Source organism: Vibrio sp. ED002, assembly GCF_023277445.1.
Lineage (GTDB): Bacteria > Pseudomonadota > Gammaproteobacteria > Enterobacterales > Vibrionaceae > Vibrio > Vibrio jasicida.
Genome location: NZ_CP080238.1, coordinates 763,638 through 786,924, shown reverse-complemented (window position 1 = coordinate 786,924; position 23,287 = coordinate 763,638). Strand labels below are relative to the sequence as shown.

Sequence of the window (23,287 nt, the reverse complement as noted above, 5' to 3'; positions counted from 1 at the left end):
TAGATAGCATGAATTATGCCTGTGATTTTGCTTCCAGCTCTGATTTGATCACGAAAGCAGATTGGTACCTTATGTCCAAATTCACATTTATCCATCTATACAAAATGACGTTTTCTATGTATGCGTACGCCATATTGCTCTGGGAAATCGTTGTTTTTTGGTGGCTTAACTGCGTAATAGAAGGGGACGTTACTCAACGGAAATAAAAATCCCCTCCATGCGTAAAGCAGGAAGGGGATTTAGGTTACGTTTTAGACTAAGCGCAAGTTGTGCTTACTTAGTTCGCTTATTTGACGAGGAAGTGCTTAACGAATTCCGTGATTTTCACCATGTCGTCAACCGCGATGAATTCTTCAGTTGTGTGTACTTTCGCCATACCAGTAGAAAGGTTTACCGTTGTTAGACCTTTCTTGTTGAAGTTGTTTGCGTCGCTGCCGCCACCAGTGCCTTTTGTGAATGCATCGATGCCCATGTCAGCGAATGCCGCTTTGATTGCTGAGACGTGAGCGTTGTCTTCTTCGATAACAAATGCGTCGTATGCGCGGCTTGATTCGATTTCAACTTCTGCGCCGTGTTTTTCACATACTGACTCGAAGGTAGAGATCATATGGTTCACTTGCGCTTCTAGCTTCTCACCGTTTAGAGAGCGTGCTTCAGCAACGATTTTTAGTTCTGGCATCACGATGTTTGTCGCTTGACCGCCGTTTACCATACCGATGTTTGCTGTGGTTTCTTCGTCGATACGAAGCAGCTTCATGTGGTTGATTGCATCTGCCGCTACCATGATTGCGCTGATGCCTTCTTCAGGTGCTAGACCCGCGTGTGCTGGGCGACCTTTGATTGTTGCAACGATTTTTTGCTGACCAGGTGCTGCTGTCACGATAGTGCCGATAGGACCGCCTGTGTCCAGTACGATCGCTTCTTTAGACGTTACGTGTGTCATGTCGAAGTACTCAGAGCCGAACAGACCGCCTTCTTCATGCACAGTGAAAGCAAGCTCTAACGTTTTGTGCTCTAGGTTTTCAGCTTGGATGCAACGAACCGCTTCCATGATTGCTGCAATGCCAGACTTGTCATCACCGCCAAGGATCGTATTGCCTTTAGATCGAATGATGCCATCTTCGATGATCGGCTCAATGCCGATACCAGGCGTTACTGTATCCATGTGGCAGCTCATGAGGATAGAGCCTTCTTTCTTACCTTCTAGACGTGCATAAACGTTGAAGCCATTAGAAATTTGTTCTGGTACAGGTAGTTTTTGAACCGTAAAGCCTAACTCGCCCAGTTGCTCAGCCAGAGTTTCTGCGATTTGTTTTTCATTCATAGATTCGCTATCGATGCGAACCAGTTGGCAGAAATGTTCAACTAGACGTTCTTGATTAATTTGTGTCATTTGGATGTCTCTTTCTTTCTTGGTCGAGACCGCAGCGGTATAGAGTGCGAGCCCGAAAGGGAACAGAACACCTCTTATTACATACCTAGTCCGTGTCAAAACTGTCTTGAATCAAAAAATACCGCTGCCTGACATTCTCTTGACCTACGAATTACCGGATCTGATGCGGCGGTCACGAAAGTAAAAATGGGCTAGGTAAATATGTAAACAAGACTAACACCCAGTTTTTTGGGGTGATAGAGAAAAACTAATCGTTTGTTATGAGCTTTTAGCGAATCTTTACAAATATCGAAAGTGACTGATTTATATAAGGGCGAGTGGTATTTATGTACAGAGTCGAGCTATTTATGTAATTGATGAAAAGTTAACAGTATAACTGCATAGTCGATTGTAATTTAACGGGTAATTATTGAAGCAGTATCACATCTGTGGGTTAATACGGTCTCTGTTTATTCATGTCCTCTCGCACTGCCTTTCTGGATAGGCCGAACTCTGCAAAGGGTTCGGCCGCTATACTTAAATAATAATCAAATCCAAGTTTTCTGAGTATAAAAACGCAAAAAGCCGAGTCGCTGACTCGGCCTCGTATCCAGATAATTGGGTTAACTTTTTTGCAAGCTCAATAAAGTTACACCTATCAACCATTCAATCGTGCGTTGGCATGACTTGTTAAGCTTGAACGATGCAACAGTCTCAATCTGCGTTTGAATCTCATTGAGATAAGGTGTGTGATGCTCACAAACTGTCATCAAAAATGCCAAACGCCAAATCGCCATAAACGCTTCATCGCCAAACGCATGTTCCCAACTGTCAATGAAGTCTTTTTCATTACCTGACATGTTCAACTTATCGGCCATGATTTTTAGTAGTCGGCCTTGTAGAGCGCGAGGAATATCGGCTTTCTTTGCAAAGTGATGGCTTATGCCCGTCCTCGATATTCCCGATTGCTCACTCAACGTCGTGTAGGACATCTTCTCGTAACCAAGCTTGATCAACTGCTCTGTCGCGACATTGAGGATGGTGTTGATGGTAATCTGGGTATCTTCTTGAGTTCGGCGTGCCATAACTATTTGCCAGTGTAGTGGTTAAAAAATGATACTACCACTTATCGGCACTCATTCCATATATTATCAGAATAATTGTCCGTATATTGACACTGTTTGAATGAGAATTGCGCGTTACTGCCCACAAAAGTCATTGCGGTAACAATCTGTTTACATCTTAATTGGGCGTGTAAATTTAAAAACGATATGCTAATACATTGATATTATGTGTTTTCCTTATTTTTCACGCAAACGATTGCGGGCGAATAATGTCGTGTAACATATTTTTTACATTACGTTGCAAAAAGTGCATGAAGCTAGATTTCCTCGTATGTATTCCAATTTTTCTCCTCCTGCGCCAAGTTAGAAATATCGAACAAGAACGTATGTTCAAACACAACAATGACATAAGGAGAAAGTCATGGTGGACACCTACAACCCATTAGGCACGGATGGATTCGAATTTGTGGAATACACAGCGGCGGATAGCGAAGGTATTGAACAACTGAAAGCGCTGTTTGTTTCGTTGGGTTTTGCAGAAATCGCAAAACACCGTTCTAAGAAGGCTTGGCTGTACCGACAAGGTGACATCAGCTTTATCGTTAATGCTCAGCCGCACAGTCAGGCAGAAGGCTTCGCTAAAGTTCATGGACCTTCCGTTTGTGGCATGGCATTTCGCGTGCAAGACGCTAACGTGGCGCTAAAGCAAGCGCTGGATAACGGCGGTGAAGAGTACAAAACGGAAATCGGTCCGATGGAGCTAAGCATTCCGGCAATTTACGGTATCGGTGAGAGTCTTCTGTACTTCGTTGATCGTTACGGCAAACAGAGCATTTACGATGTCGACTTCCGCTTCTACGATGATGCAGAGGAACGTCTAGCGAAAGCAGACGTTGGCATGTACGAAATCGACCATCTGACTCATAACGTGAAGCAAGGCAACATGGATGTGTGGTCTGGATTTTACGAGCGCATTGGTAACTTCCGCGAGATTCGCTACTTCGACATTGAAGGCAAGCTGACAGGGCTTGTTAGCCGCGCAATGACCGCACCGTGTGGCAAGATCCGCATTCCAATCAATGAGTCTTCTGACGACAAATCGCAGATTGAAGAGTTTATCCGTGAGTACAACGGTGAAGGTATTCAGCATATCGCGATGACCACCGATGACATCTACCAAACCGTTCAAACACTGCGTGATCGTGGCATGGACTTTATGCCAACGCCAGATACGTACTACGAGAAAGTGGACGAGCGCGTAAAAGGACACGGGGAAGACGTCAGCAAACTGCGTGATCTGCAAGTTCTTATCGATGGCGCGCCAACTAAAGACGGCATCTTGCTACAAATCTTCACCCAGACAGTAATTGGCCCTGTGTTCTTTGAAATCATTCAACGTAAAGGCAACGAAGGCTTTGGTGAGGGTAACTTCAAAGCCTTGTTTGAATCGATTGAAGAAGACCAAATCCGCCGAGGAGTACTAAGTGATGCATAAATGGATCACATTCCCTCATCGGGAGGGAGTGTGCTCCAAGCAAGCACATGCTGATTTCCCGGAAGAGGCAATTTACGAACGTGAAGCAGGCCGAAGTGGATTCTTTGGCCCTGCTGCACACTTTCATCATCAACACGCACCGACAGGTTGGTCGGAGTGGGGAGGCGATTTGCGCCCGCGCGCGTTCGATTTCAACCTAGTCGAAACGGCAAGTCAGATTTCGCCTTGGGCAGTGCCGCATCTTCTACACAACGCCAACTGTAAGATTCGTGTATGGCGTATGCACGAGAAGATGGACTTCTTGGTGCGTAACGCCGATGGCGATGAGCTGCTGTTCATCCATCACGGCACGGCAGATCTTTACTGCGACTATGGTCATCTCAAAGTGAGCGAAGGTGATTACGTGATGATCCCACGCTCAACCAGTTGGCGCTTAGAACCAAGCGAGCCAATGTTTGTCCTAATGATTGAAAACACCGATGCCGCTTATTCTTTGCCAGAAAAAGGCATGGTGGGCAATCATGCTGTGTTCGACCCAGCCGTTCTGGAAACGCCGTCAATTAACGACGAGTTTCGTGCGCAGTACTCAGAAGATCAAACTCAAGTTCATGTGAAGCGTCATGACAAAGTCAGCGTGATTACTTACCCATTCAACCCGCTTGATGCGATTGGTTGGCACGGTGACTTGGCTGTGGTGAAAGTGAACTGGCGTGATATTCGACCTTTGATGTCGCATCGTTATCACTTACCGCCTTCTGCCCACACTACATTTGTTGGTGCTGGATTCGTTGTGTGTACGTTTGTACCTCGACCAATCGAAAGCGACCCTGGCGCACTAAAGGTGCCGTTCTATCATAACAATGACGATTATGACGAAGTCTTGTTCTACCACGCAGGGGATTTCTTCAGCCGTGACAACATTGAAGCAGGAATGGTAACTTTCCATCCGGCAGGCTTTACTCATGGCCCTCATCCGAAAGCGTTCAAAGCGGGTCAGGAATATAAGAAGAAGTTTACCGATGAAGTGGCAGTGATGATTGATACGCGCCACGCGCTCGAGTTTTCTGACGAGCTCGATAAGGTTGAAAACAAAGAATACGTCTATAGCTGGCAAGAGAAGTAAGGGGCAAGGATGAAATTAGCAACCAAGAAAAATGGCACTCGCGATGGTCTGTTGATGGTCGTGAGCAAAGACCTGACACAATGTGTTCCGGCAACCGAAATTTTCCACGCGATGCATCTCGCACCGACCATGCAAGTGGCATTGGATAACTGGGATAAAGTTGCTCCACAACTGGAAGAGCTTTATAACGCGCTAAACAATGGTTCGGTTTCAGGAAGTGAAGCGTTTGAATCCCACTATTTAGAGTCACCATTGCCTCGCGCCTATCAATGGGCAGATGGTAGTGCTTACGTCAATCACGTAGAACTAGTGCGTAAAGCGCGCGGTGCGGAAATGCCAGAAAGCTTCTGGACCGACCCTTTGATGTATCAAGGTGGTTCTGACGCATTTATTGGTCCTTGCGACAACATCGAATTTGCCAGCGACGAGTGGGGCATCGATTTCGAAGGTGAAGTTGCCGTGATCACTGGTGACGTGCCGATGGGAGCAAGCATTGCAGAAGCACAAGAATCCATTCGCCTTATAATGCTAGTTAACGATGTATCGTTGCGCGGTTTGATTCCGGCAGAGCTTGCGAAAGGTTTTGGCTTCTTCCAATCAAAACCATCGTCGGCGTTTTCTCCTGTTGCAGTAACGCCAGATGAACTGGGTGAAGCATGGTATGAAAACAAAGTTCATTTGCCTTTGGTTTCAACCTACAACAATGCACCATTTGGCTGCCCAAATGCAGGCGTAGATATGACGTTTGATTTCGCTGATTTGATTGTCCATGCCAGCAAAACCCGTCCACTTTCTGCAGGTGCAATCATTGGCTCGGGCACAGTATCGAACAAGCAGGGCACGGAGCATGGTACCTCTATCAAAGAGGGTGGCGTAGGCTATTCGTGCATTGCAGAAGTGCGCATGATTGAAACCATTCGTGATGGCAAACCGTCAACGAGCTTTATGTCGTTTGGTGACTCTATCAAGCTTGAAATGTTTGACGCAGATGGCAACTCGATCTTTGGTGCGATTGATCAGCAAATCAGCCAATACCTAAAACACTGAGAGTGAGGGGCAAGGGAAGTATGAGCGATAACATCACCCTCTATGGCTATTGGCGGTCTTCGGCGGCTTATCGAGTTCGCATTTGTTTGAACTTAAAAGAGCTGAACTATGAGCCCAAATCGGTTCATTTGGTACGTAATGGCGGCGAGCAGCATAGCGCGGAATACCATGAGTTAAACGCCTCTGAGCTTGTGCCAGTGCTGGTGGATGGTGATATTCTACTCAACCAATCTCTTGCCATCATTCAGTATCTTGATGAGCAGTATCCACAAGTTCGAGTGATTCCAGAACCATCGCCACTTCGTTACCAAGCTTTGGCTATGGCTCAGGATATCGCGATGGAGATCCACCCACTCAATAACTTGCGCGTGTTGCAGTACCTAGAAGGGCACCTGTCGTGTGATCAAGAGGCGAAAGTCGAGTGGATTCATTATTGGGTAAATCAAGGCTTTATGGCATTGGAAGAGAAGCTAAACCAGCATCGACAACAACATGGAAACTGTATCTACAGTGTGACTGACTCTCCCTCTGTTGTTGATATTTGCTTAGTGCCTCAAGTGTACAATGCGTTACGTTTTGGAGTGGATATGACTCCTTATCCGGTAATTAACTCGGTTGTAGAAGCATGTAATCAACTGCCAGCGTTTATTGGTGCCATGCCTGAGAACCAACCCGACGCGAACAGCTAGCATTCTCTCTACATCTTAATGATTAACAAACGGGCTCTTAATGGAGTCCGTTTTTGTTCTCTCAACTTGACGTAAAAATCGTGTTCAAAACGTTGGCTACTGTTATTATCACCCCGCAAAATTTATCGGTTTTGTTGCTCTGGTTAAAATTTCCATTTAGGCTTTGAGCAACTAGTTGTTTTGGGCGCACTTTATCTATGACCAACATCTTTATCATTGTTGTTCTACTTGTTGTTTTCTTCTTTATCATTCAAAAGTACGTGATCAAAAACGATGACACGCGAGACTTCCCATACCGTTCGAAAGGTCCTTTATTAAAAGGGCAGGAAGGCGCGTTTTTTAATGCGTTAAGAGCGGCGGTTGGTGATCATGCGGTGGTGTTTGCTAAAGTAAACATGGCAACGTTGATCGCACCAAAAGAGATTAAGAATAAAAAGCAGTTCTTCATTGCCAGTAACCGAATTTCACGCAGCTACTTTGATTACGTTATCTGCGACCCTAGAACGCTTGAACCGCGCGTGATCATTGAGCTTGATAACGGTCAGCAGCTACATAAAGGCAAAGTCGAGCGCCAAAAGCTGCTCATGCACGTGTGTAAATCGGCGAACCTTCCTTTGATTGGCGCATCAGTAAAACACAGCTACCAAGTGGGGCGTCTACGTCGTTTATTAGCAGCACACATTGATCTGATTGAACCGGATAAAGAAGTCCGCTTTTGTAAAAAGTGTGGCAGTCCGATGATCATCAGAACAGCGAGCCAAGGTGAGTTTAAAGGTCGACGCTTCTTTACCTGTAGCCGCCAACCAAACTGTACCTACACAGAAAACTACAACGTGGTGTTTGATACCGAAGACGAATAAGCATTTCGTTCCCAGATAATGAAATAGAGAAAGGCTTCAACTGGATTGGTTGAAGCTTTTTTCTTTCTTGGTAGTCACAAGTTCCGAGCTTCGCTGCAGTTACCCCGATAGCTCCTATACTTTGATAAAGAAAGAAGAATAGGGACGTACGATGCGATTTGGATGGAGTCTATCTGCATTGCTAGTGGCATTGAGTGTGCAAGCTCAGCAGCCTTTAAAACCACTAGAATGCCAACTTACAGAAACACCACAAGACCATTTTTTGTTCTACCGAGAGCAGATGGTGTACCACAGTGAACAATTTGCGATTTTTCAAAACCTCAAGGGAAGGGTGAGTACGCAGGTGGACCTAAAAACTGGCAAACTGATTCGTACCACGTTTATCGGCGAACCTTTCAAACCAAAGTACCAAATCTTGTTCGGCTATTGCCCCGATGTCTCACAGATTTTGCAGATCTGGATGCTCAGCGAAGTGCCCTACGATAATTAGCTGAAAATATAAAAGTTAAGTAGATCACACTTTTAGCTCGTATCTGCCAATGCTTTGTCGATAAAATCGTCTAAAAGCGGGTGTTGAGTTTAGATTTTCGCCAAACGAATCAAAGTTAGTGAATTTATGCTTGCACCCCTCATAGGATATAGCTAATATCCATCTCGTTCTTAAGGAATGGGTCCGTAGCTCAGTTGGTTAGAGTACTACCTTGACATGGTAGGGGTCACCAGTTCGAATCTGGTCGGACCCACCATTCCTTAAAGCCATGCTAAAACCAAAGTATGCTGAACATTAAATTTGGGTCCGTAGCTCAGTTGGTTAGAGTACTACCTTGACATGGTAGGGGTCACCAGTTCGAATCTGGTCGGACCCACCAAATTTAGTCCTTCATGGACAAACGCAAAGCCCGCTATTATAGCGGGCTTTGTTGTATCTGAACCGTTTGAATTGTGAGTTTGAGCTGTCGCAACTTACTATAACTGACGCAAATTGAACATATGTACCCAGTGCAAATAGTCACTTGGTTCATGGAATCAGCCACTAAGTCGTTAAATAAACTCAACAACACAGTAAAAACGTTCAGGAAGATACTTTTCGCAAGCTTATAAACCCCACTCAAGGCTTAGCCTTTAATAAAATTCCTTTCAACAAAACGATATCAATTGAGAGGCCTTTATGTGTAAGTCATCCGGTTACAGCAAGTATCAAAAACGAGTCATTAAATTTCTAAATGACTTGCTTGGCGCCGACACTCCTTTCTCTTATGAAAGAACACAGACGAATCATCTTAAAGTGCTTATCGATGGTGTACCAAAGCCAATTTTTACCGGTTCGACTCCATCTGACTGTAAATCAATTAATAACTTTATGGCGGAAGTAAAGCGTGAGCTTAGAGCAAGTAAAGTTAAAAAAGACGACTTTCAGTCAAAACCTAAACAGGTTCATTCAATCAGGTCTTCGAACGATAAATTAATCCAGGGGTGTATCAAATCGCTTCGTACACGTCTACCTATCTTGAAATCTCAAGAAGAGTCTCGTGTTTTAGAAACTCAGGAGCTAGGCGATATCAACGAGAGCCGTTTAGACGTAGTGAAGCACTCCATCTCATTCGCACTGCAAGCACGCAAAGACGGCGTGTATATCAAACGAAATGAGATGAGAGGGATTGAGCAAGCTATTTTGAAGCATCTGAATTTCATGTTGCCAACAATTGCTTACTACTCTGAGCTCTTAGTAAGTAAAAACAAATACAACCAGAAGAGTTATGAACCTTTGCCTGTAGAAACAGTGATGAATGAGTTTGATGTTCGAGAGTTTAGGGCTAAGAGCGTTGTAAGTATTGATTCTTCGTCTAAAACGGTGCCGAATGTAGAGAATTTGGTTGTTTCAAAGATCAAGAAAAGCACAAGCACAGCCCATTCTGTGAAACAAGATAAAGACTCCGTAGCAGAGTTAATGGATATGTCGTCAGATAGTCGAGTGAGCTCGCTGCGTAAACTAACTAGAGTACAAGCTCTAACACTAATTGACGATTTAAACCACGCGTTAGCTTTGAACCGCGAACAAGATATAGATGCAGTTGTTGAACTGATTCGTGATAAAGATCTGCCTCTAGAGGCTATTATTTCTCGTTTAGAAGCCGCGTAGACCCAAACAATCACACTATCGCTAGCTGTTTAGTGTTGGCGATAGTTATTAGATTCGTGCCAAGGAGCTCATCATGGTACAGAACTTGATTCGATGTATTGCCACACAATTAGTTGCTGTGATGCCTAGCATCCTAGAAGCGATGTTTGATGAGCTAGTTAGCTTTATTAGGGGAGTTGAATAGTTGGAATTATATTTGTTATCAAATTGTTTAATATATTTTTGTAAATTAAAATTGATGTTGAGTTTTTCACGTCTCATTCACATGGTGTATTAAATCAAATAACCTTGCTAGCTCTCTTATTTATAAAAATGATCCAAATCATTGTACAAATAGATATTTTATTAAACTTCCATTTGAATGTTTGAGAATGGCGTTCTGTTAATATAGAATGCTGCCGTCCAATTACATACTACCGAATTACTTATATGACCGAACTATTAGCATCACTTATCGCTTCATTTTCTGCAGAGTCCATTTCAAATGGTTTTATCTACCTTATTTTATTGTTGCTAGTTGGTTCGATCTTATTGGCAATATTAGGGAAAGCACCACGCTTTACTGCAAGTACAACTAATATTTTAACATCATTGGGTATTCTTGGTACGTTTGCAGGCATCGTAGTTGGTCTGATGGACTTCGATCCCCAAAACATTGATGGCAGTATCGAATCACTGCTTGGTGGCCTAAAGACTGCATTCCTGACAAGTTTAGCAGGTATGGCTGGTTCTATTTTTTATAAAGCTGCGTTAGGTTTAATTCCTCAAAAAGAACGCGAAGAAACGAAGTCTGTAGGTCCTGAGGAAATCTTCTCAGTTATGTCACAACAACTGAAGGCTTCTACAGAGCAGTTAAACGCTTCGAATGAGTTGCTATCTGCGATTAAAGGTGACGAGGATTCGTCATTGACCTCACAAATTAAGAACCTCAGAACAGACATTAATGACGGTCAAAGAACATTAAACGACCAGTTTAAGCAAACAACAGAGCGTAATGCTGAATTCCAGAGCACACTATGGAAGAAAATGGATGAGTTCGGTGAACTTCTGTCTAAGTCTGCAACAGAACAAGTAATCAATGCTCTAAAAGAAGTAATTGTTGATTTCAACGAGAAGTTGACGGAGCAATTTGGTGAGAACTTTAAGCGTTTGGATGAATCAGTTAAGAAATTAGTCGATTGGCAAGAAAACTACCGCCATCAACTAGAGGATATGGCGACCAAATACCAGTTGGGCGTTGATGCAATTTCATCCACTGAGAAATCTGTAGCGCACATCAATGAGCGAGCGGAAGCCATTCCTGTAACAATGGAGAAGCTGCATCAAGTTATGGAACTAGGTCATGGTCAGGTAACCGAGTTAGAACACAGACTTGAGGCATTTAAAGACTTGAGAGATAAGGCTGTTGAAGCTATGCCTCAGATTCGTGAGCAAATGGATACCACAATGGCAGTAATTGGTGACTCAGTAAAAGCGGCCTCAACGCACTACGAGTCAATGTTGGTTGAATCTCAAAAGATCATTGATAATTTTAGTGCGACTGCGAACCAGAGTGTTGAATCAATGCGAACTAACCTTGAGGAAGGCGCGACTAAGGTTTCACATGAGCTAGAGAGTCGAGCAGTAGAAATTGGTGGCCGCTTAGCTGAAGCTTCTAACGATATTACGGACAACGTAACAACAGCCTCAGGGGCACTTCAGAATAGTGCAACCTACCTCACAGACAACGCTGAACAAATTAAGCAACAGCTTGAAGACTCTATTGTTGAGCTAAATAGTCAGCTTCGTGTTCTAGTGGCTGAGATTAAAGATGATGCAAAAGATACGGGAACAGTATTAAAAGAAGCAAACCAAGAGCTTCTGGCAAGCACTAAAGAAATTCAGCAGGAAACAACAAACGCTATTTCTAAGCTTCATGAACGTCTAGAAACAACGTTAGAAGATGTCTTCCAAGTACAAGCTCAAGCGGTGCGTAGAACCTTTGATAGTTTAGAAGACCAAATTACAGACTCTGTTGGTAAGACAGGCAGCGCGGTAGAGAAGCAAGTTGAAGTGCTTGACCTTCAAATGCAGCAAGAGATTAACCGTACCATGAGTGAAATGGGTGAAGCTTTAGCAACGATCACTCAACAGTTCACTCGTGATTACCAAAAACTTGTTCGTGAAATGAACAACGTTGTCACGACTAGCAAAATGGCTGTGTAATCATGGATAAGGTTTTCGGAAGCTCGAAAAAGCACAGCGACAGCGGTGAGCATTGGATGTCGGTATCAGACTTAATGGCAGGTTTGATGATGGTATTCCTTTTCATCTCCGTTGCTCTGATGCGAGATGCAATGGTCGAGCGCGACAAAATTAAAGAAGTTGCTGAAACTTATCAACAAACCCAACAAGCAATTTACGTTGCCCTCTACGAAGAATTCGAAAAAGATTTGATAAAGTGGGGGGCTGAGATAGATCGAGAGACATTGAGCGTAAACTTTACAGCTCCTGATGTACTATTCGCAAATGGTAGAGCTGATCTAAATGAAAACTTCCAATTGATCTTGGATGATTTCATTCCTCGTTATCTTTCGGTTCTGGATAGCTATAAGCCAATCATTCAAGAGATCAAGATAGAAGGTCACACTTCCAGTCGATGGAATCACGATTCGACAGATTATGAGGCGTATTTCAACAATATGCGATTATCGCAATCACGAACGCGAGCGGTACTAGGTTACATCATGAGCTTGGAGCCTGTTGTTGACGAACATTACCATTGGGTTAAACAGAACGTAGCTGCGGTTGGTTACTCTTCATCAAAGTTGACGCTTGATGAGCTTGGTAATGAAGATGAACAGAAATCTCGACGTGTATCTTTCCGCGTTATAACTAACGCAGAAGAACAAATTCGTAAGATCTTGGAAGAGGTTTAACTTGAAACTGAGTATTAGCTTCAAAAACTTAAATGCTGCCATTGAGTTAATGGAGCCCAAAAAGAAAGGCGAGTTTAATCTAGCGTTTGTCGAAACCAGTATTGAAAAGCTAGACTTGGAGCTGGCTAAAGGTAAAGACGTTGAGCTCAAAGATGTTGATATTGACTCTGGCCTACTTAGCTATAAAGGGCGTAACGTTTCTTTATACATTAAAGATAATGGTACAACTGCGCGTTTCCATGTAGCTGATTGCCGTACTCTCCAGGGAATGCGGGCTAATGGCAGGTTCGAACGTTATGTTGTAACTAATGACACCTCTGGTGAATTTACTATTGCTACAGCTTATGGCGAACGTAAAGCGCCTTTAAAGGTTTGTCAGAACTGCTTACGAATGCTGAACTATAAAGGCTGTAATACAACGACCAACATTCAATCCGTTGTCAACGAGTTTGATATGGGAGAGTTCTTCGCAACATACAGCTCTTTCTTCCCTCATATGCCTTCGCGTCAGGCAGAGACAGCGGAAACTGGGTACAGTGAAGACTGGACAAAAGTTTCTTCACATTATCGTGTTGATAAGGATTTCACTTGTGAGCAATGTGATGTAAATCTTCGTTCACATCGCCATCTTCTTCATGTGCACCATGTAAGTGGGGTGAAGTCTGACAACCGTCCCAAAAACCTTAAAGCTTTGTGTATAGATTGTCACAGTAAACAACCTATGCACTCGCATATGGCAGTTAGTCATTCAGAAAGGCAGTTAATTAACAAATTACGAAACGAGCAAGGATTACTAGAAGATCTAGGTAATTGGCAAAGCCTATTTGATTTTGCTGACCCAGGCTTACATGGTGTTTTGCATGCTTGTAAAGACTTTGGAACAACATTGCCAGAAGTAGGGTTCTATATCTCTGATTCTTTCGGTGACTTAGCGGCAAAAATTGAACTAGCATGGCCTAAGCACAAGTTTGGCATTGCTATATCAGCGAATGATATTGAAGATGCAAGCAATGAAGGTTGGCACGTGCTCACAGCCAATGAGTTTTTAGCAGACTACAGATCTCAAGCAGGGAATTTACGTTGGTAGGATTGGTATTAGGAGAGATAACTTGAGAATACGTTTTGATGAGATCCTCGAAAGAATAATTACCATCAATCATGCATGGAAACTATCTCGTGATGAATTTGGAAACGATTTTGTTGCTACGAAATCTTTTCGCGATACAAAGTCATCGTTGCAAGCAACCTTGCTACGTGAGTTCCCAGAATACGCCTATTTAAAAGTGGCAACTGACAGCGATGACCATGGTGAGGCCATGTATAGCGTCAGGCTCAGGAACCCTATACGTATTAATGACACATTGCGCACCGATGCTGAGCACCTTCCGATAAGAATCGCTGAAGAGCTGTTTACTCCCCAAGAATTACAAAACTTACTAAATCAATAGGCTTATCATGTTTCAATTTATTTTGAATTTATTCAGCGAACCCGTGACTGCAGTGATCATCGGTACAACTATAGTGTGCTTTATCTTTTTTCTTTACAGAGAGTGGAAGACCAACTCTGATGAGAAAAATAGACTATCTTCCATAGCATCGCTTAGCGACAGATTCATTGGTGGTCAGCTACCAATAGCTCAATTGAGTAAAGATGAATTAATTTGGGTGACAGATCACTTAGTCTATGACGTTGAAGGTGAGTCGCTTTTAGTTGAGTCTAAACAAGGCAAGTGGTTATCTAAATCTCCAGTAACACAGATGCTGCCAAGCTTTGACGCTAGTCGATACAAATTAGTACCAGCACTTCTTACGAGCTTAGGTATTACAGGCACATTTTTAGGTATCACTCTGGGTCTGAGTGAGTTCTCCATGACTGGTGAATCGAAAGCCCTTTTGGCATCAGCTGCATTGTTACTGGAAGGTATGAAAACGGCCTTTTACACGTCGTTGGTAGGCTTATCATTATCTGCTGTGTTCATGGCTGTTATGAAAGTGTCTTCGAGTACGATTGCTAAAAAACAGAGTGATTTTATTGCTGCTATCGCTAGTCAATATCTAGAAGCTAGCCCAATCATGTATTTGAAAAACATTTCCAACGAAAACCAACAAGAAGTGATTGATGCTCAACTAAACTCTGCGCTTGTAATGGAGAAGCTGGGTGGGAGCATGGACTCAGTTGTTACTCAATTGTCTGCTTTAGGGCAATCATTTAATGGTGAAATCATAGCGAATACGATTTCAGCAGCAGTGACAGAGTCAATCGAAAAACAAATGTCACCAGCTTTAGAAGGTATCAAAAATGAACTTTCACTTCTTAAAGATATAAAAGAGCAAAATCAGAAAGAACTGATGGAGCTTATGATCGGTGAGATGAAAACTCAGCTAATCGAACCTGTCGTTTCAGAACTAGAGAAAACGGCGAGCGCGGTAGAGAAAAACAACGAAGTATCCGAGCTACTCAACCGCAACGTTGAACAAGTAATGACGCGCACAGCTGAAACAGTAGAAACCATCGACAAATTCCAACAAGAAACCATGGTTAAACTCCAAGGTTTTGCTGAGTCGCTAAAAGATATTTTAAGTAGCTTTAAAGACGACACCCAAGGCGCCATGGGAGCAATTGCTAACGAAGTTCAGCAAATGCTAAATAGTGCAACAGAGGGAATGGATAAACAGCGTGTTGCTTTTGAACATAGCTCAGAAACTGCTGCTTCTGCTTTCGAAGGCATTAAAGACTCAATGGATAAAGCGCTCTCAGAACGACAAAATGCAGAGCAAGCACTATTCAACAATGTTGAAAGTCGAATTGCTTCTTTGTTGAAAGAGTCACAAGACATTTTTGATAACCAAACCAAAGTATTGGAAAAGGTAGGCGAAGAGGCGAGTGGCCTGATGTCATCTGCAAAAGATGAGTTGATTTCAGGGCTTGGTGATATTGATAAGAAAGTTATCTCAATGTCACAAACAGTACAAACTGAGTTAGAAGCGTTCCGCGAACAGTATCAGCAAAACTTAACCAATTACTTCAGCCAACAAAACACGTTATTAGAAGAGAGTCTTGGTAAGCAACGTGATGGTTTAAATGGCGTAGTCGAAAACTTTCGTAAAGTCTTTGAAAGTGAGTATCAGACTCGTCACAACTTGCTGCAAGAACTAACGGCTCAGCACACTGAACTACAAAAGTCAGCGAAAACGATTGAGCAAGTCGCTAAAGCTATTGGCCTGAATGAAGCTTCGAAAATGGCAGAGCTCCAAGATGCAGCGCGTACCATGGGTCGAGAGATTGGACAGCTTAAACTGGAGTACTCAAAAGCGGCAGCTACGTTTAATGATGTTACCGAAAACCTACCTAAAGCAATGGATGAATATTTCACAAGAGCGAACCAAAGTTTTGAAAGCTTCTTTGGTGATTTTGATACAGCAGCAAGTTCTATTCATAACAAGTTATCGCAAGCTGCAGGTTATTTGATTAACTCTCAAGTACAGCGTCGAGAGTTTGAGGCTGATGAGCGAGCTGTTGCTAGGGCGGAAGCGTAATGCGCGGATTAAGAACAAGCCCGCGAACAGCCGACGCTGAAGAGTCTGGGGTTTGGTTATCGATAGGCGACTTGATGTCCGTACTCTTGATGATCTTTGCATTGTTATTGATTAGTGCGTTAGTACAGATCTCGGAAGTTCATGAAAATAGCCAAACCACCCGAGTTGTTATCATTAAAGGCATTAATGACGCTTTGGAGGGGGCGGGTATTGAAGTTCAAGCTAACTCTGAAACTGGTGATATCTCAATTTTAGATTCAATTCTATTTGATAGAAATGAGTACCGCTTGAAGCCGTCTGGCAAAGCGTTTCTCGATCAGTTTATCCCTATTTATTCCGACGTGATATTTCAATCTAAGCAAACGTCTGATGAAGTAAGCCGCATTGTGATTGAGGGGCATTCAAGTTCAGAAGGTTCATTTGATCGCAATATGGAGCTTAGCGTCTTAAGAGCAAATAGTGTAGCGAAGTACATAAACAGTATGGATTTTGAACATAAACTTCCTTTTTTTGATAAAGCGATGATCTCAGGTCGTGGACCAATAGAGGCCAACCAAGAAGCGACAGATCCAGCAGACCGTAAAGTGAAATTCAGATTCCAGTTTAAAGACGATGAGTTCTTAGGTTATTTCTCTGAGGTGAAATCAGTTGAGTAATAAAGGTTTTACTTTTAATCAGCCTGTCGTCCCTGGCGCAAATAGCCTCGACAGAATGTCATTTGATGATTTCTACAACATGGGTGATCTAAAGGGTAACTTACCGAGCTTCCCTCCCAAAACGATAAAACAGATCATCCAATTGGTTGACCAAGGAAAAAGCGAGCAAATTTCAATCTTGGAATGGCTAGATGCAGTAGATAACCATAGCCAATGGAATGATCTCGAAGCGAGTGAGGTTAACGATGCTTGCCGTGCTATTTGGTATGCAATGTGTACCAATGTCGCATTGGGAGACATTGCGTTCTTTAAAGTAGCGCTAGCACTTGACGGCAAGCCAACGTCTATTGTCCCCGATTTGATCCAAAGTATGGATATTGTTCAGGGTGTGTCTGAACTTGAAGACTTAGAAAGGAAAAAGATTGATTGGCTTCAAGCAATAAGAAGTCAAAGCTATCAATCAATGAGTCAATATTGCTTTGATAACAATCGAACACCTAGGAGCTATGTGAGGTATCTACGCCTTCCTAAAGCGAACTCGTATGAACGTCATTTATCATCTGAGCTAGTTAAAGCCGCTCCGAGGCCGCTTACTAGCGCAGCGGACTTATGGCTGCAAGAATGTTTTCGTAGCCTAAAAACGACCAATGATAAGTTGGCTTTTTGCGATACCGCTATCAACCACTTCAAAGACTTTGATTATGGTAAGCACGTCGAAGACATTCTCGAAGAAAAATGCTTACCAACAGGTGATGACTCTTTTTGGTACTCCTTGTCTGAACAAACTAAAGGCATACTCAAAAAGAAATTCAACATTTCAAGCTATTACGAACTTAAGAGTATATCTAGATTATTAACGTCAGATCATGGCAAAGAGAACCTTGAGTTTGAGGAGCATGAAGCGAGGCAGATTCATAGCCGAACTATGTTTTGGTCTAACTATAGTGCTCGATTTAATCGAATAAGAGCACTGTTACCTACGCAAACTCTTCAATACCTGATGAGCCAAGGGTATTCACCTTCTGGTCAAATTGAGGCGTTGTCTGATAAATCTCATTATCAATGTGAAGTGCTGATTTTCGAGTTAGACAAAATTATCGCAGTTGAGTTTTTGAGAGGAGATCTGAGCGAAACTCGCTTTTTCAAAAATACAGAGTGGAACGCTAAGCGTCTGTTTGAATCGTCAGACCTGACCATTGAAGCCATAAGAGAAATGTCGCAGCTCGATATTCATGACCATTTGACGTCGTGGCAGTATTTCTGTGAAAAACTTTTGCGAACCAAGTTTAAGCTGTTACCAAATCCCGATATTCCTTATTTCAAAGGCTTACCTCCTGCCGTTAATAGTTACAGTGAAACTCGTGGTTTGCCAAAGCCTGAACAAAGCTATCTGGATGAAAGGGCTAGGAAACTAGAGCGTTGGGTGGAACATTTTTGGGAAACTGAATTTAAGACATCTAAATATGGCGAGCAGTCAGGTTTACGTCAAAAAAGTAATATTTACTTATCCAAAGCTCAAGTGGCGAAGCAGCTCGGGAATGATGAAGATCATGAGCTGTATATTATGAAGGCAGCGAACCAAGGCAATGCAGAAGCTATGTGGCAATTAGGTCAAAAACTGATGCTTGGTTCTGAATCAACACCCAAGAAAAGGCAATATGGTGAGAAGTGGATTGCTAAGGCGGCTTCTGAAGGACACGAAGTGGCGCTTGAAACAGCTAAAAGGTTCAACATTGTCCCTAGTGATTTAGCGGCGAGGCTGTTGTCAGCAGTAGAGACACATATACCTGCGAATCAAGAAGCTGCAATGGCAAAGGAAGAGAGACTTCAGCATTGGAGCGATGTAAGAGTATTAGATAAGGTAAATTACTTCTTTACCCGAACTCAAAATGTAATCAACGCAGCGAACATTATGATTTTACTTAATGAGCTAGAGCGTCGTAACACCACCAGTGCGGATAAAATGCTTAAACCATTGCTACCTAAAGCTAAAGCTTTGCTAGATGAATTGAAAATACCAAATTAGTAGGCATTTTTTGTCATTTATTACGATTGAGCCTTTACTTTCACAAGCTTACAAAACTCACAGTTTCTTACGCATGTCGTAGGATTCACAAATGATCAAATTCAATGAGATAAAGCGGTGAAGAACAAAACGATAACAGCACTTTCAGAAAAGTTGGGCGTGCCAACGCGAGAAACGAAAAAAGCATTGGCATGGGACATTACCTCAGGCTTTGGTGTTGTTGTGCAAATAGATCAGCCTAGCACTGGCGAATACGCCTTGGTTTGGCTCCCTCACAATATGGACGCATTGGACGAGCTTTCTTGTGAGAAAGTTATGTACTCAGAAGGAAAGGGTCGGCACAGTAACACGTACGCTTCTCCAGGTTTAAAGCGTGGTGAAGCGGCTATCCGTGCCAAGATAAAAACAGAACGAGAACTCAATGAGCTGTTGAGCTTCTTATTTGACCCGTTTTGTGAGGTCAGGGATGTTTGGCGTTGTGGACGTTTATAGCACCCTGACTTGAACGCAAATTGTGCAATTGCACGAATAAAAAAGAAGCCATGTGAGCAATGGTCACATCTTGTAAAAACTAATGGGTCGTGTGCTGCGTATTTCATCGTTTTATATGAGGTTTTTATTGTAAGATACGATTTATCCAATAAAAATTACATGCAAAACTACGACGAGTCGGTTGGTATTTAATGCAAAAATCAAACTTCGAATTCCTCAAAGGCGTTAACGATTTCTTGTACGCTATTGCTCGCGCAGCAGAAAAAAACTACCCAGATGATCCAAACACCACGTTAGTTAAACTGCGTATCTTTGGTGAAGCGACAGCCAAGCACTTAGCTAAGCTATTAGATATCGAAATTCCTGAAAACCAGCACGAGCTCCTACGTGAACTCGGAAAAATTCCTTTCGTGGATGACAGCATTCTCAACGTCTTCCATAAGCTGCGTAAAATTGGTAACCAAGCCGTCCATGAATACCATGATGATCTCCAAGATGCAGAAATGTGCCTACGCTTTGCGTTTCGCATTGCGGTTTGGTATTACCGACTTGTCACTAAGAAATACGACTTTCCTGTCCCTCAGTTTGTTTTACCAAGCTCTGATAGCGGTGAACAGTTTGAACAAGAAGTGCTGTCGCTAAAACATGAATTGGCATTAGCTCGTCAAAGCGAAAGCCAAGCGAAAGAACAGTCGAAAGCCGAGTTAGAAGCGCAACAGGCGAAACTGACAGCGCTGAACGGCTACATCTCCGTTTTAGAGAGTAAGCAAGAAGAGACACACGAGCAGTCTCAAGCTCGCATTAGTGCGCTAGAAGCCAAGCTTAAAGAGCAAGAAGTCGAGCTTTCTAAGAAGACAGAAGTCGAACGCAAAGCTTATAAGAAACAAATCATCGAAGAGGCGAAGTCACGCCCTCTAAACCTAAGCGAAGACGAAACTCGTTATCTAATTGATAACCAGCTGCGCAAGGCCGGCTGGGATGCAGACACCAAAAAGCTAAATTTTGCCAATGGTACAAGGCCACAAGTTGGTCGTAATATTGCGATCGCTGAGTGGCCAACAGGCAAAGATGAAACAGGTAAAACAGGTTTTGCCGATTACGTATTGTTTGTCGGTCTAAAGCCGATGGGCGTCATTGAAGCGAAGAAGAACAACAAAGATGTTTCAGCGAAGCTGACCGAGGCTTACCGTTACAGTAAGTATTTTGATAACGACTTTCTGCGCTCAGAATTACAGCAAGCCGCGAACGGCCAAGATGAACTTGATCAAGTCGCTGAAGCTTTACCTACTTATTTGCCATCATGGGCGGACTCTCAAGGCTCCTCTGCGCTTAAAACGCAAGAATTTAAAATTCCATTCTGCTTTTCTGCCAATGGTCGTGGCTATAAAGCGGCGGCGAAGACCAAAAGTGGTATCTGGTATCGCGATGTCCGTCATGCCACAAATATGCCCAAGGCATTGCCTGAATGGCACCGACCTGAAGAGCTAGTTGCCAAGCTAGAAAGTGACGACCAGCTAACCAATAACTGGTTTAGCCGAAATGCAGACATGAGCGACCTCGGTTTGCGTTACTACCAAGAAGAAGCGGTGCAAGCGACCGAGCGAGCCATTGTTAATGGTCAGCAAGATATCTTGTTAGCCATGGCGACAGGTACGGGTAAAACACGTACTGCGATTGCCTTGATGTATCGCCTTATTCAGTCTCAACGTTTTAAGCGTGTTCTATTCTTGGTCGATCGCACCTCTCTTGGTAAGCAGGCGCTAGATTCGTTTGAAGACACTAATATCAAAGGGGATACCTTTAACTCGATCTTCAATGTGAAAGGGTTAACGGACCGCTTCCCAGAAGACAGCACCAAGATCCACGTTGCCACTGTGCAGTCTCTCGTTAAGCGTACGCTACAAAGTGATGAGGTAATGCCAGTAGGGCGTTACGACTGCATAATTGTTGATGAAGCTCACCGTGGTTACATTCTTGATAAAGAGCAAACAGAAGGGGAAGAGAAGTTCAGAAGCGAACAAGACTTTATCTCTTCCTATCGCCGTATCATCGATCACTTCGATGCAGTAAAAATCGCGTTAACCGCGACACCTGCGTTGCACACTATTGATATTTTTGGTGGAGAGAAGAAGAAACCCGTTTACCGCTATAGCTACCGAAAAGCCGTAATCGATGGGTACTTAACCGATCAAGAGCCACCAATCCGCATCATCACCAAACTCAGTGAATCTGGGTTGTATCTCTCTCAAGGTACCGAAGTTCAGCGACTCTCTAATCAAGGTGAGCTAATCAACGACACCTTAGATGACGAACAAGGCTTTGAAGTCGCGGATTTCAACCGTGCGCTCATCGCTTCAAACTTCAATAAAGTAGTGTGTGAAGAGTTGGTCAATCATATTGACCCAACCAGTCCACAAAAGACCTTAGTCTTTTGCGTGAACAACACGCATGCTGATTCTGTGGTCGAAGAGTTGAGAACCGCGTTTAAGGCTAAGTACCCTGAACTTGAACACGACGCGATCATCAAAATTACCGGTGATTCAGACAAAGATTCCACCAAAGTCCAGTCGATGATCACACGCTTTAACAAAGAGCGCTTACCGAACATCGTGGTAACGGTAGACCTACTTACAACGGGTATCGATATACCAAGTATCTGTAATTTAGTGTTTATGCGCAAAGTGCGTAGCCGTATCTTGTATGAGCAAATGAAAGGCCGTGCGACGCGCTTATGCCCGGCAGTAGGTAAAACATCATTCAAAATTTTCGATGCGGTTGACCTGTATTCCACATTGCAAAGTGTCGATACCATGCGCCCAGTCGTGGTTCGTCCAAAGGTAGAGCTGCAAACCTTGGTTAACGAAATTACGGATTCTGAAACCTATAAGGTCATTGAGGCGGATGGTCGCAGCTTCGCCGAGCATAGTCACGAACAACTGGTTGCCAAGCTGCAACGCATCTCAAGCCACGCGGAGTTTAGCCGTCTTAAATCACGCGAGATAGATAACCAAATCAAACGTTTTGATGAGATTTGCCAAGACTCAGCAAGCTGTAACTTTGCGAGCCTTGCGAAAACACTCAAACAAAAAGGTCCCAAATGGTCGGCAGAAGTGTTCAACAAGGTGACCAATATGGTCGGCCGCTTAGAGCAGCTAAAGCAAGAGATCAACGATTTGCGTGATATGCCAATCTTTACCGATGTGGATGATTCGCTGTTACGAGTAGAAACCGTGTATGGCGAGCATAAAACTGCCCAAGATTTCTTAGAAGCCTTTGATGCGCTGGTGGACAAATCATCCAACCAACAAGAAGCATTAGATGTGATCATTAATCGACCAAGGGACTTAACTCGTAAAGGTCTGCTAGAGCTGCAAGAGTGGTTCGATGCTCAAAACTTCAATGAACCAACGCTGAAAAAAGCGTGGAAAGAGACTAAAAACCAAGATGTGGCAGCGCGCTTAATTGGTCACATTCGACAAGCGGCGATTGGTGATGCATTGCTGCCGTTCGAAGATCGAGTGAATCAAGCGTTAGATAAAATCAAGGCTCAAAAAGAGTGGAGTGACGAGCAGCTTAACTGGCTCGACCGCCTAGCGTCATCCATTAAAGACAAAGTGGTACTCGACGATGACACCTTTAAAACGGGTAACTATAAACGCAAGGGTGGCAAACGTAAGCTTATGAACGTCTTTAATGATGAATTAGACAGCATACTCACCCAATTCAACGAGTTTATGTGGGACGAGCCCGCTTAACTCAGTACAATCGAACCAAATGTAAAATGCATACTCAGTAAGAAGTGTGCGAATTAACAAGTGCATATCGCATCGTCATTCCAAAAGTAAGGAACGAACTGTCTGGAATCTTT

General features: G+C 43.3%; 18 protein-coding genes and 2 tRNA genes. 18 read left to right on the top strand and 2 right to left on the bottom strand.

Annotation, left to right across the window (positions count from 1 at the left end; genetic code table 11):
* Window positions 1-286: 286 nt before the first annotated feature.
* Together ITG12_RS03765 and ITG12_RS03760 are read right to left on the bottom strand one after the other, a co-directional pair.
* Entirely contained in the window at window positions 287-1,393 is a 1,107-nt protein-coding gene (locus ITG12_RS03765; protein ID WP_038873360.1) for a M20/M25/M40 family metallo-hydrolase, read from the bottom strand.
* Window positions 1,394-1,995: 602 nt separating this feature from the next.
* Window positions 1,996-2,457 (bottom strand): TetR/AcrR family transcriptional regulator, encoded by a 462-nt coding sequence (locus tag ITG12_RS03760; RefSeq protein WP_038874807.1) that lies wholly within the window; start codon window positions 2,455-2,457, stop codon window positions 1,996-1,998.
* A gap of 400 nt (window positions 2,458-2,857) precedes the next feature.
* Here ITG12_RS03760 and hppD point away from each other — a divergent pair, with 400 nt between their 5' ends.
* From hppD to hsdR, 18 genes are all read left to right on the top strand, one after another.
* Window positions 2,858-3,931, top strand: a complete 1,074-nt coding sequence (hppD, locus tag ITG12_RS03755) for a 4-hydroxyphenylpyruvate dioxygenase (RefSeq protein ID WP_038874811.1) — start codon at window positions 2,858-2,860, stop codon at window positions 3,929-3,931.
* A complete protein-coding gene (locus ITG12_RS03750) occupies window positions 3,924-5,054 on the top strand; it encodes a homogentisate 1,2-dioxygenase (protein ID WP_248873651.1) in 1,131 nt (376 codons plus the stop codon). The genes hppD and ITG12_RS03750 overlap by 8 nt, the downstream gene beginning before the upstream one ends.
* 9 nt (window positions 5,055-5,063) lie before the next feature.
* Window positions 5,064-6,101 carry a fumarylacetoacetate hydrolase family protein gene (locus tag ITG12_RS03745; RefSeq protein WP_248873649.1) on the top strand — a complete coding sequence of 346 codons (1,038 nt, stop codon included), beginning with the start codon at window positions 5,064-5,066 and terminating at the stop codon, window positions 6,099-6,101.
* Window positions 6,102-6,121: 20 nt separating this feature from the next.
* Window positions 6,122-6,790 (top strand): maleylacetoacetate isomerase, encoded by a 669-nt coding sequence (maiA, locus tag ITG12_RS03740; RefSeq protein WP_248873647.1) that lies wholly within the window; start codon window positions 6,122-6,124, stop codon window positions 6,788-6,790.
* Between the two features lie 197 nt (window positions 6,791-6,987).
* Entirely contained in the window at window positions 6,988-7,650 is a 663-nt protein-coding gene (locus tag ITG12_RS03735) for a DUF2726 domain-containing protein (protein ID WP_005439975.1), read from the top strand.
* A gap of 151 nt (window positions 7,651-7,801) precedes the next feature.
* Window positions 7,802-8,140 (top strand): hypothetical protein, encoded by a 339-nt coding sequence (locus ITG12_RS03730; protein WP_248873645.1) that lies wholly within the window; start codon window positions 7,802-7,804, stop codon window positions 8,138-8,140.
* Window positions 8,141-8,319: 179 nt separating this feature from the next.
* Window positions 8,320-8,396, top strand: a tRNA-Val gene (locus ITG12_RS03725).
* A 46-nt stretch (window positions 8,397-8,442) separates the two neighbouring features.
* Window positions 8,443-8,519: transfer RNA gene (locus ITG12_RS03720), tRNA-Val, on the top strand.
* A gap of 299 nt (window positions 8,520-8,818) precedes the next feature.
* On the top strand, window positions 8,819-9,790 hold the full coding sequence (locus tag ITG12_RS03715) for a hypothetical protein (protein ID WP_248873643.1): 972 nt from the start codon (window positions 8,819-8,821) through the stop codon (window positions 9,788-9,790).
* A gap of 429 nt (window positions 9,791-10,219) precedes the next feature.
* A complete protein-coding gene (locus tag ITG12_RS03710; RefSeq protein ID WP_009705965.1) occupies window positions 10,220-11,995 on the top strand; it encodes a membrane protein in 1,776 nt (591 codons plus the stop codon).
* Window positions 11,996-11,997: 2 nt separating this feature from the next.
* Complete coding sequence (locus ITG12_RS03705) at window positions 11,998-12,708, top strand: OmpA family protein (RefSeq protein WP_009705966.1); 711 nt, start codon at window positions 11,998-12,000, stop codon at window positions 12,706-12,708.
* Window position 12,709: 1 nt separating this feature from the next.
* On the top strand, window positions 12,710-13,795 hold the full coding sequence (locus ITG12_RS03700; protein WP_248873641.1) for an HNH endonuclease: 1,086 nt from the start codon (window positions 12,710-12,712) through the stop codon (window positions 13,793-13,795).
* Between the two features lie 22 nt (window positions 13,796-13,817).
* Complete coding sequence (locus ITG12_RS03695; RefSeq protein WP_038874834.1) at window positions 13,818-14,156, top strand: hypothetical protein; 339 nt, start codon at window positions 13,818-13,820, stop codon at window positions 14,154-14,156.
* 217 nt (window positions 14,157-14,373) lie between these two features.
* Window positions 14,374-16,245: a chemotaxis protein gene (locus ITG12_RS03690; RefSeq protein ID WP_349292931.1), complete on the top strand. Its 1,872-nt coding sequence runs from the start codon at window positions 14,374-14,376 to the stop codon at window positions 16,243-16,245.
* Window positions 16,245-16,901, top strand: coding sequence for an OmpA family protein (locus ITG12_RS03685; RefSeq protein ID WP_248873638.1), 657 nt, complete (start codon window positions 16,245-16,247; stop codon window positions 16,899-16,901). The genes ITG12_RS03690 and ITG12_RS03685 overlap by 1 nt, the downstream gene beginning before the upstream one ends.
* Complete coding sequence (locus ITG12_RS03680; RefSeq protein ID WP_248873636.1) at window positions 16,894-18,927, top strand: EH signature domain-containing protein; 2,034 nt, start codon at window positions 16,894-16,896, stop codon at window positions 18,925-18,927. The genes ITG12_RS03685 and ITG12_RS03680 overlap by 8 nt, the downstream gene beginning before the upstream one ends.
* A gap of 117 nt (window positions 18,928-19,044) precedes the next feature.
* Window positions 19,045-19,419, top strand: a complete 375-nt coding sequence (locus ITG12_RS03675; protein ID WP_248873634.1) for a hypothetical protein — start codon at window positions 19,045-19,047, stop codon at window positions 19,417-19,419.
* A 191-nt stretch (window positions 19,420-19,610) separates the two neighbouring features.
* Complete coding sequence (gene hsdR / locus ITG12_RS03670; RefSeq protein WP_248873632.1) at window positions 19,611-23,174, top strand: type I restriction-modification system endonuclease; 3,564 nt, start codon at window positions 19,611-19,613, stop codon at window positions 23,172-23,174.
* Window positions 23,175-23,287: the final 113 nt, after the last annotated feature.

Excerpts from the sequence above, each read along its gene's own strand:
- ITG12_RS03765 (WP_038873360.1), bottom strand. The coding sequence starts at position 1,393 with ATGACACAAATTAATCAAGAACGTCTAGTTGAACATTTCTGCCAACTG.
- ITG12_RS03760 (WP_038874807.1), bottom strand. The coding sequence starts at position 2,457 with ATGGCACGCCGAACTCAAGAAGATACCCAGATTACCATCAACACCATC.
- hppD (WP_038874811.1), top strand. The coding sequence starts at position 2,858 with ATGGTGGACACCTACAACCCATTAGGCACGGATGGATTCGAATTTGTG.
- ITG12_RS03750 (WP_248873651.1), top strand. The coding sequence starts at position 3,924 with ATGCATAAATGGATCACATTCCCTCATCGGGAGGGAGTGTGCTCCAAG.
- ITG12_RS03745 (WP_248873649.1), top strand. The coding sequence starts at position 5,064 with ATGAAATTAGCAACCAAGAAAAATGGCACTCGCGATGGTCTGTTGATG.
- maiA (WP_248873647.1), top strand. The coding sequence starts at position 6,122 with ATGAGCGATAACATCACCCTCTATGGCTATTGGCGGTCTTCGGCGGCT.
- ITG12_RS03735 (WP_005439975.1), top strand. The coding sequence starts at position 6,988 with ATGACCAACATCTTTATCATTGTTGTTCTACTTGTTGTTTTCTTCTTT.
- ITG12_RS03730 (WP_248873645.1), top strand. The coding sequence starts at position 7,802 with ATGCGATTTGGATGGAGTCTATCTGCATTGCTAGTGGCATTGAGTGTG.
- ITG12_RS03715 (WP_248873643.1), top strand. The coding sequence starts at position 8,819 with ATGTGTAAGTCATCCGGTTACAGCAAGTATCAAAAACGAGTCATTAAA.
- ITG12_RS03710 (WP_009705965.1), top strand. The coding sequence starts at position 10,220 with ATGACCGAACTATTAGCATCACTTATCGCTTCATTTTCTGCAGAGTCC.
- ITG12_RS03705 (WP_009705966.1), top strand. The coding sequence starts at position 11,998 with ATGGATAAGGTTTTCGGAAGCTCGAAAAAGCACAGCGACAGCGGTGAG.
- ITG12_RS03685 (WP_248873638.1), top strand. The coding sequence starts at position 16,245 with ATGCGCGGATTAAGAACAAGCCCGCGAACAGCCGACGCTGAAGAGTCT.
- hsdR (WP_248873632.1), top strand. The coding sequence starts at position 19,611 with ATGCAAAAATCAAACTTCGAATTCCTCAAAGGCGTTAACGATTTCTTG.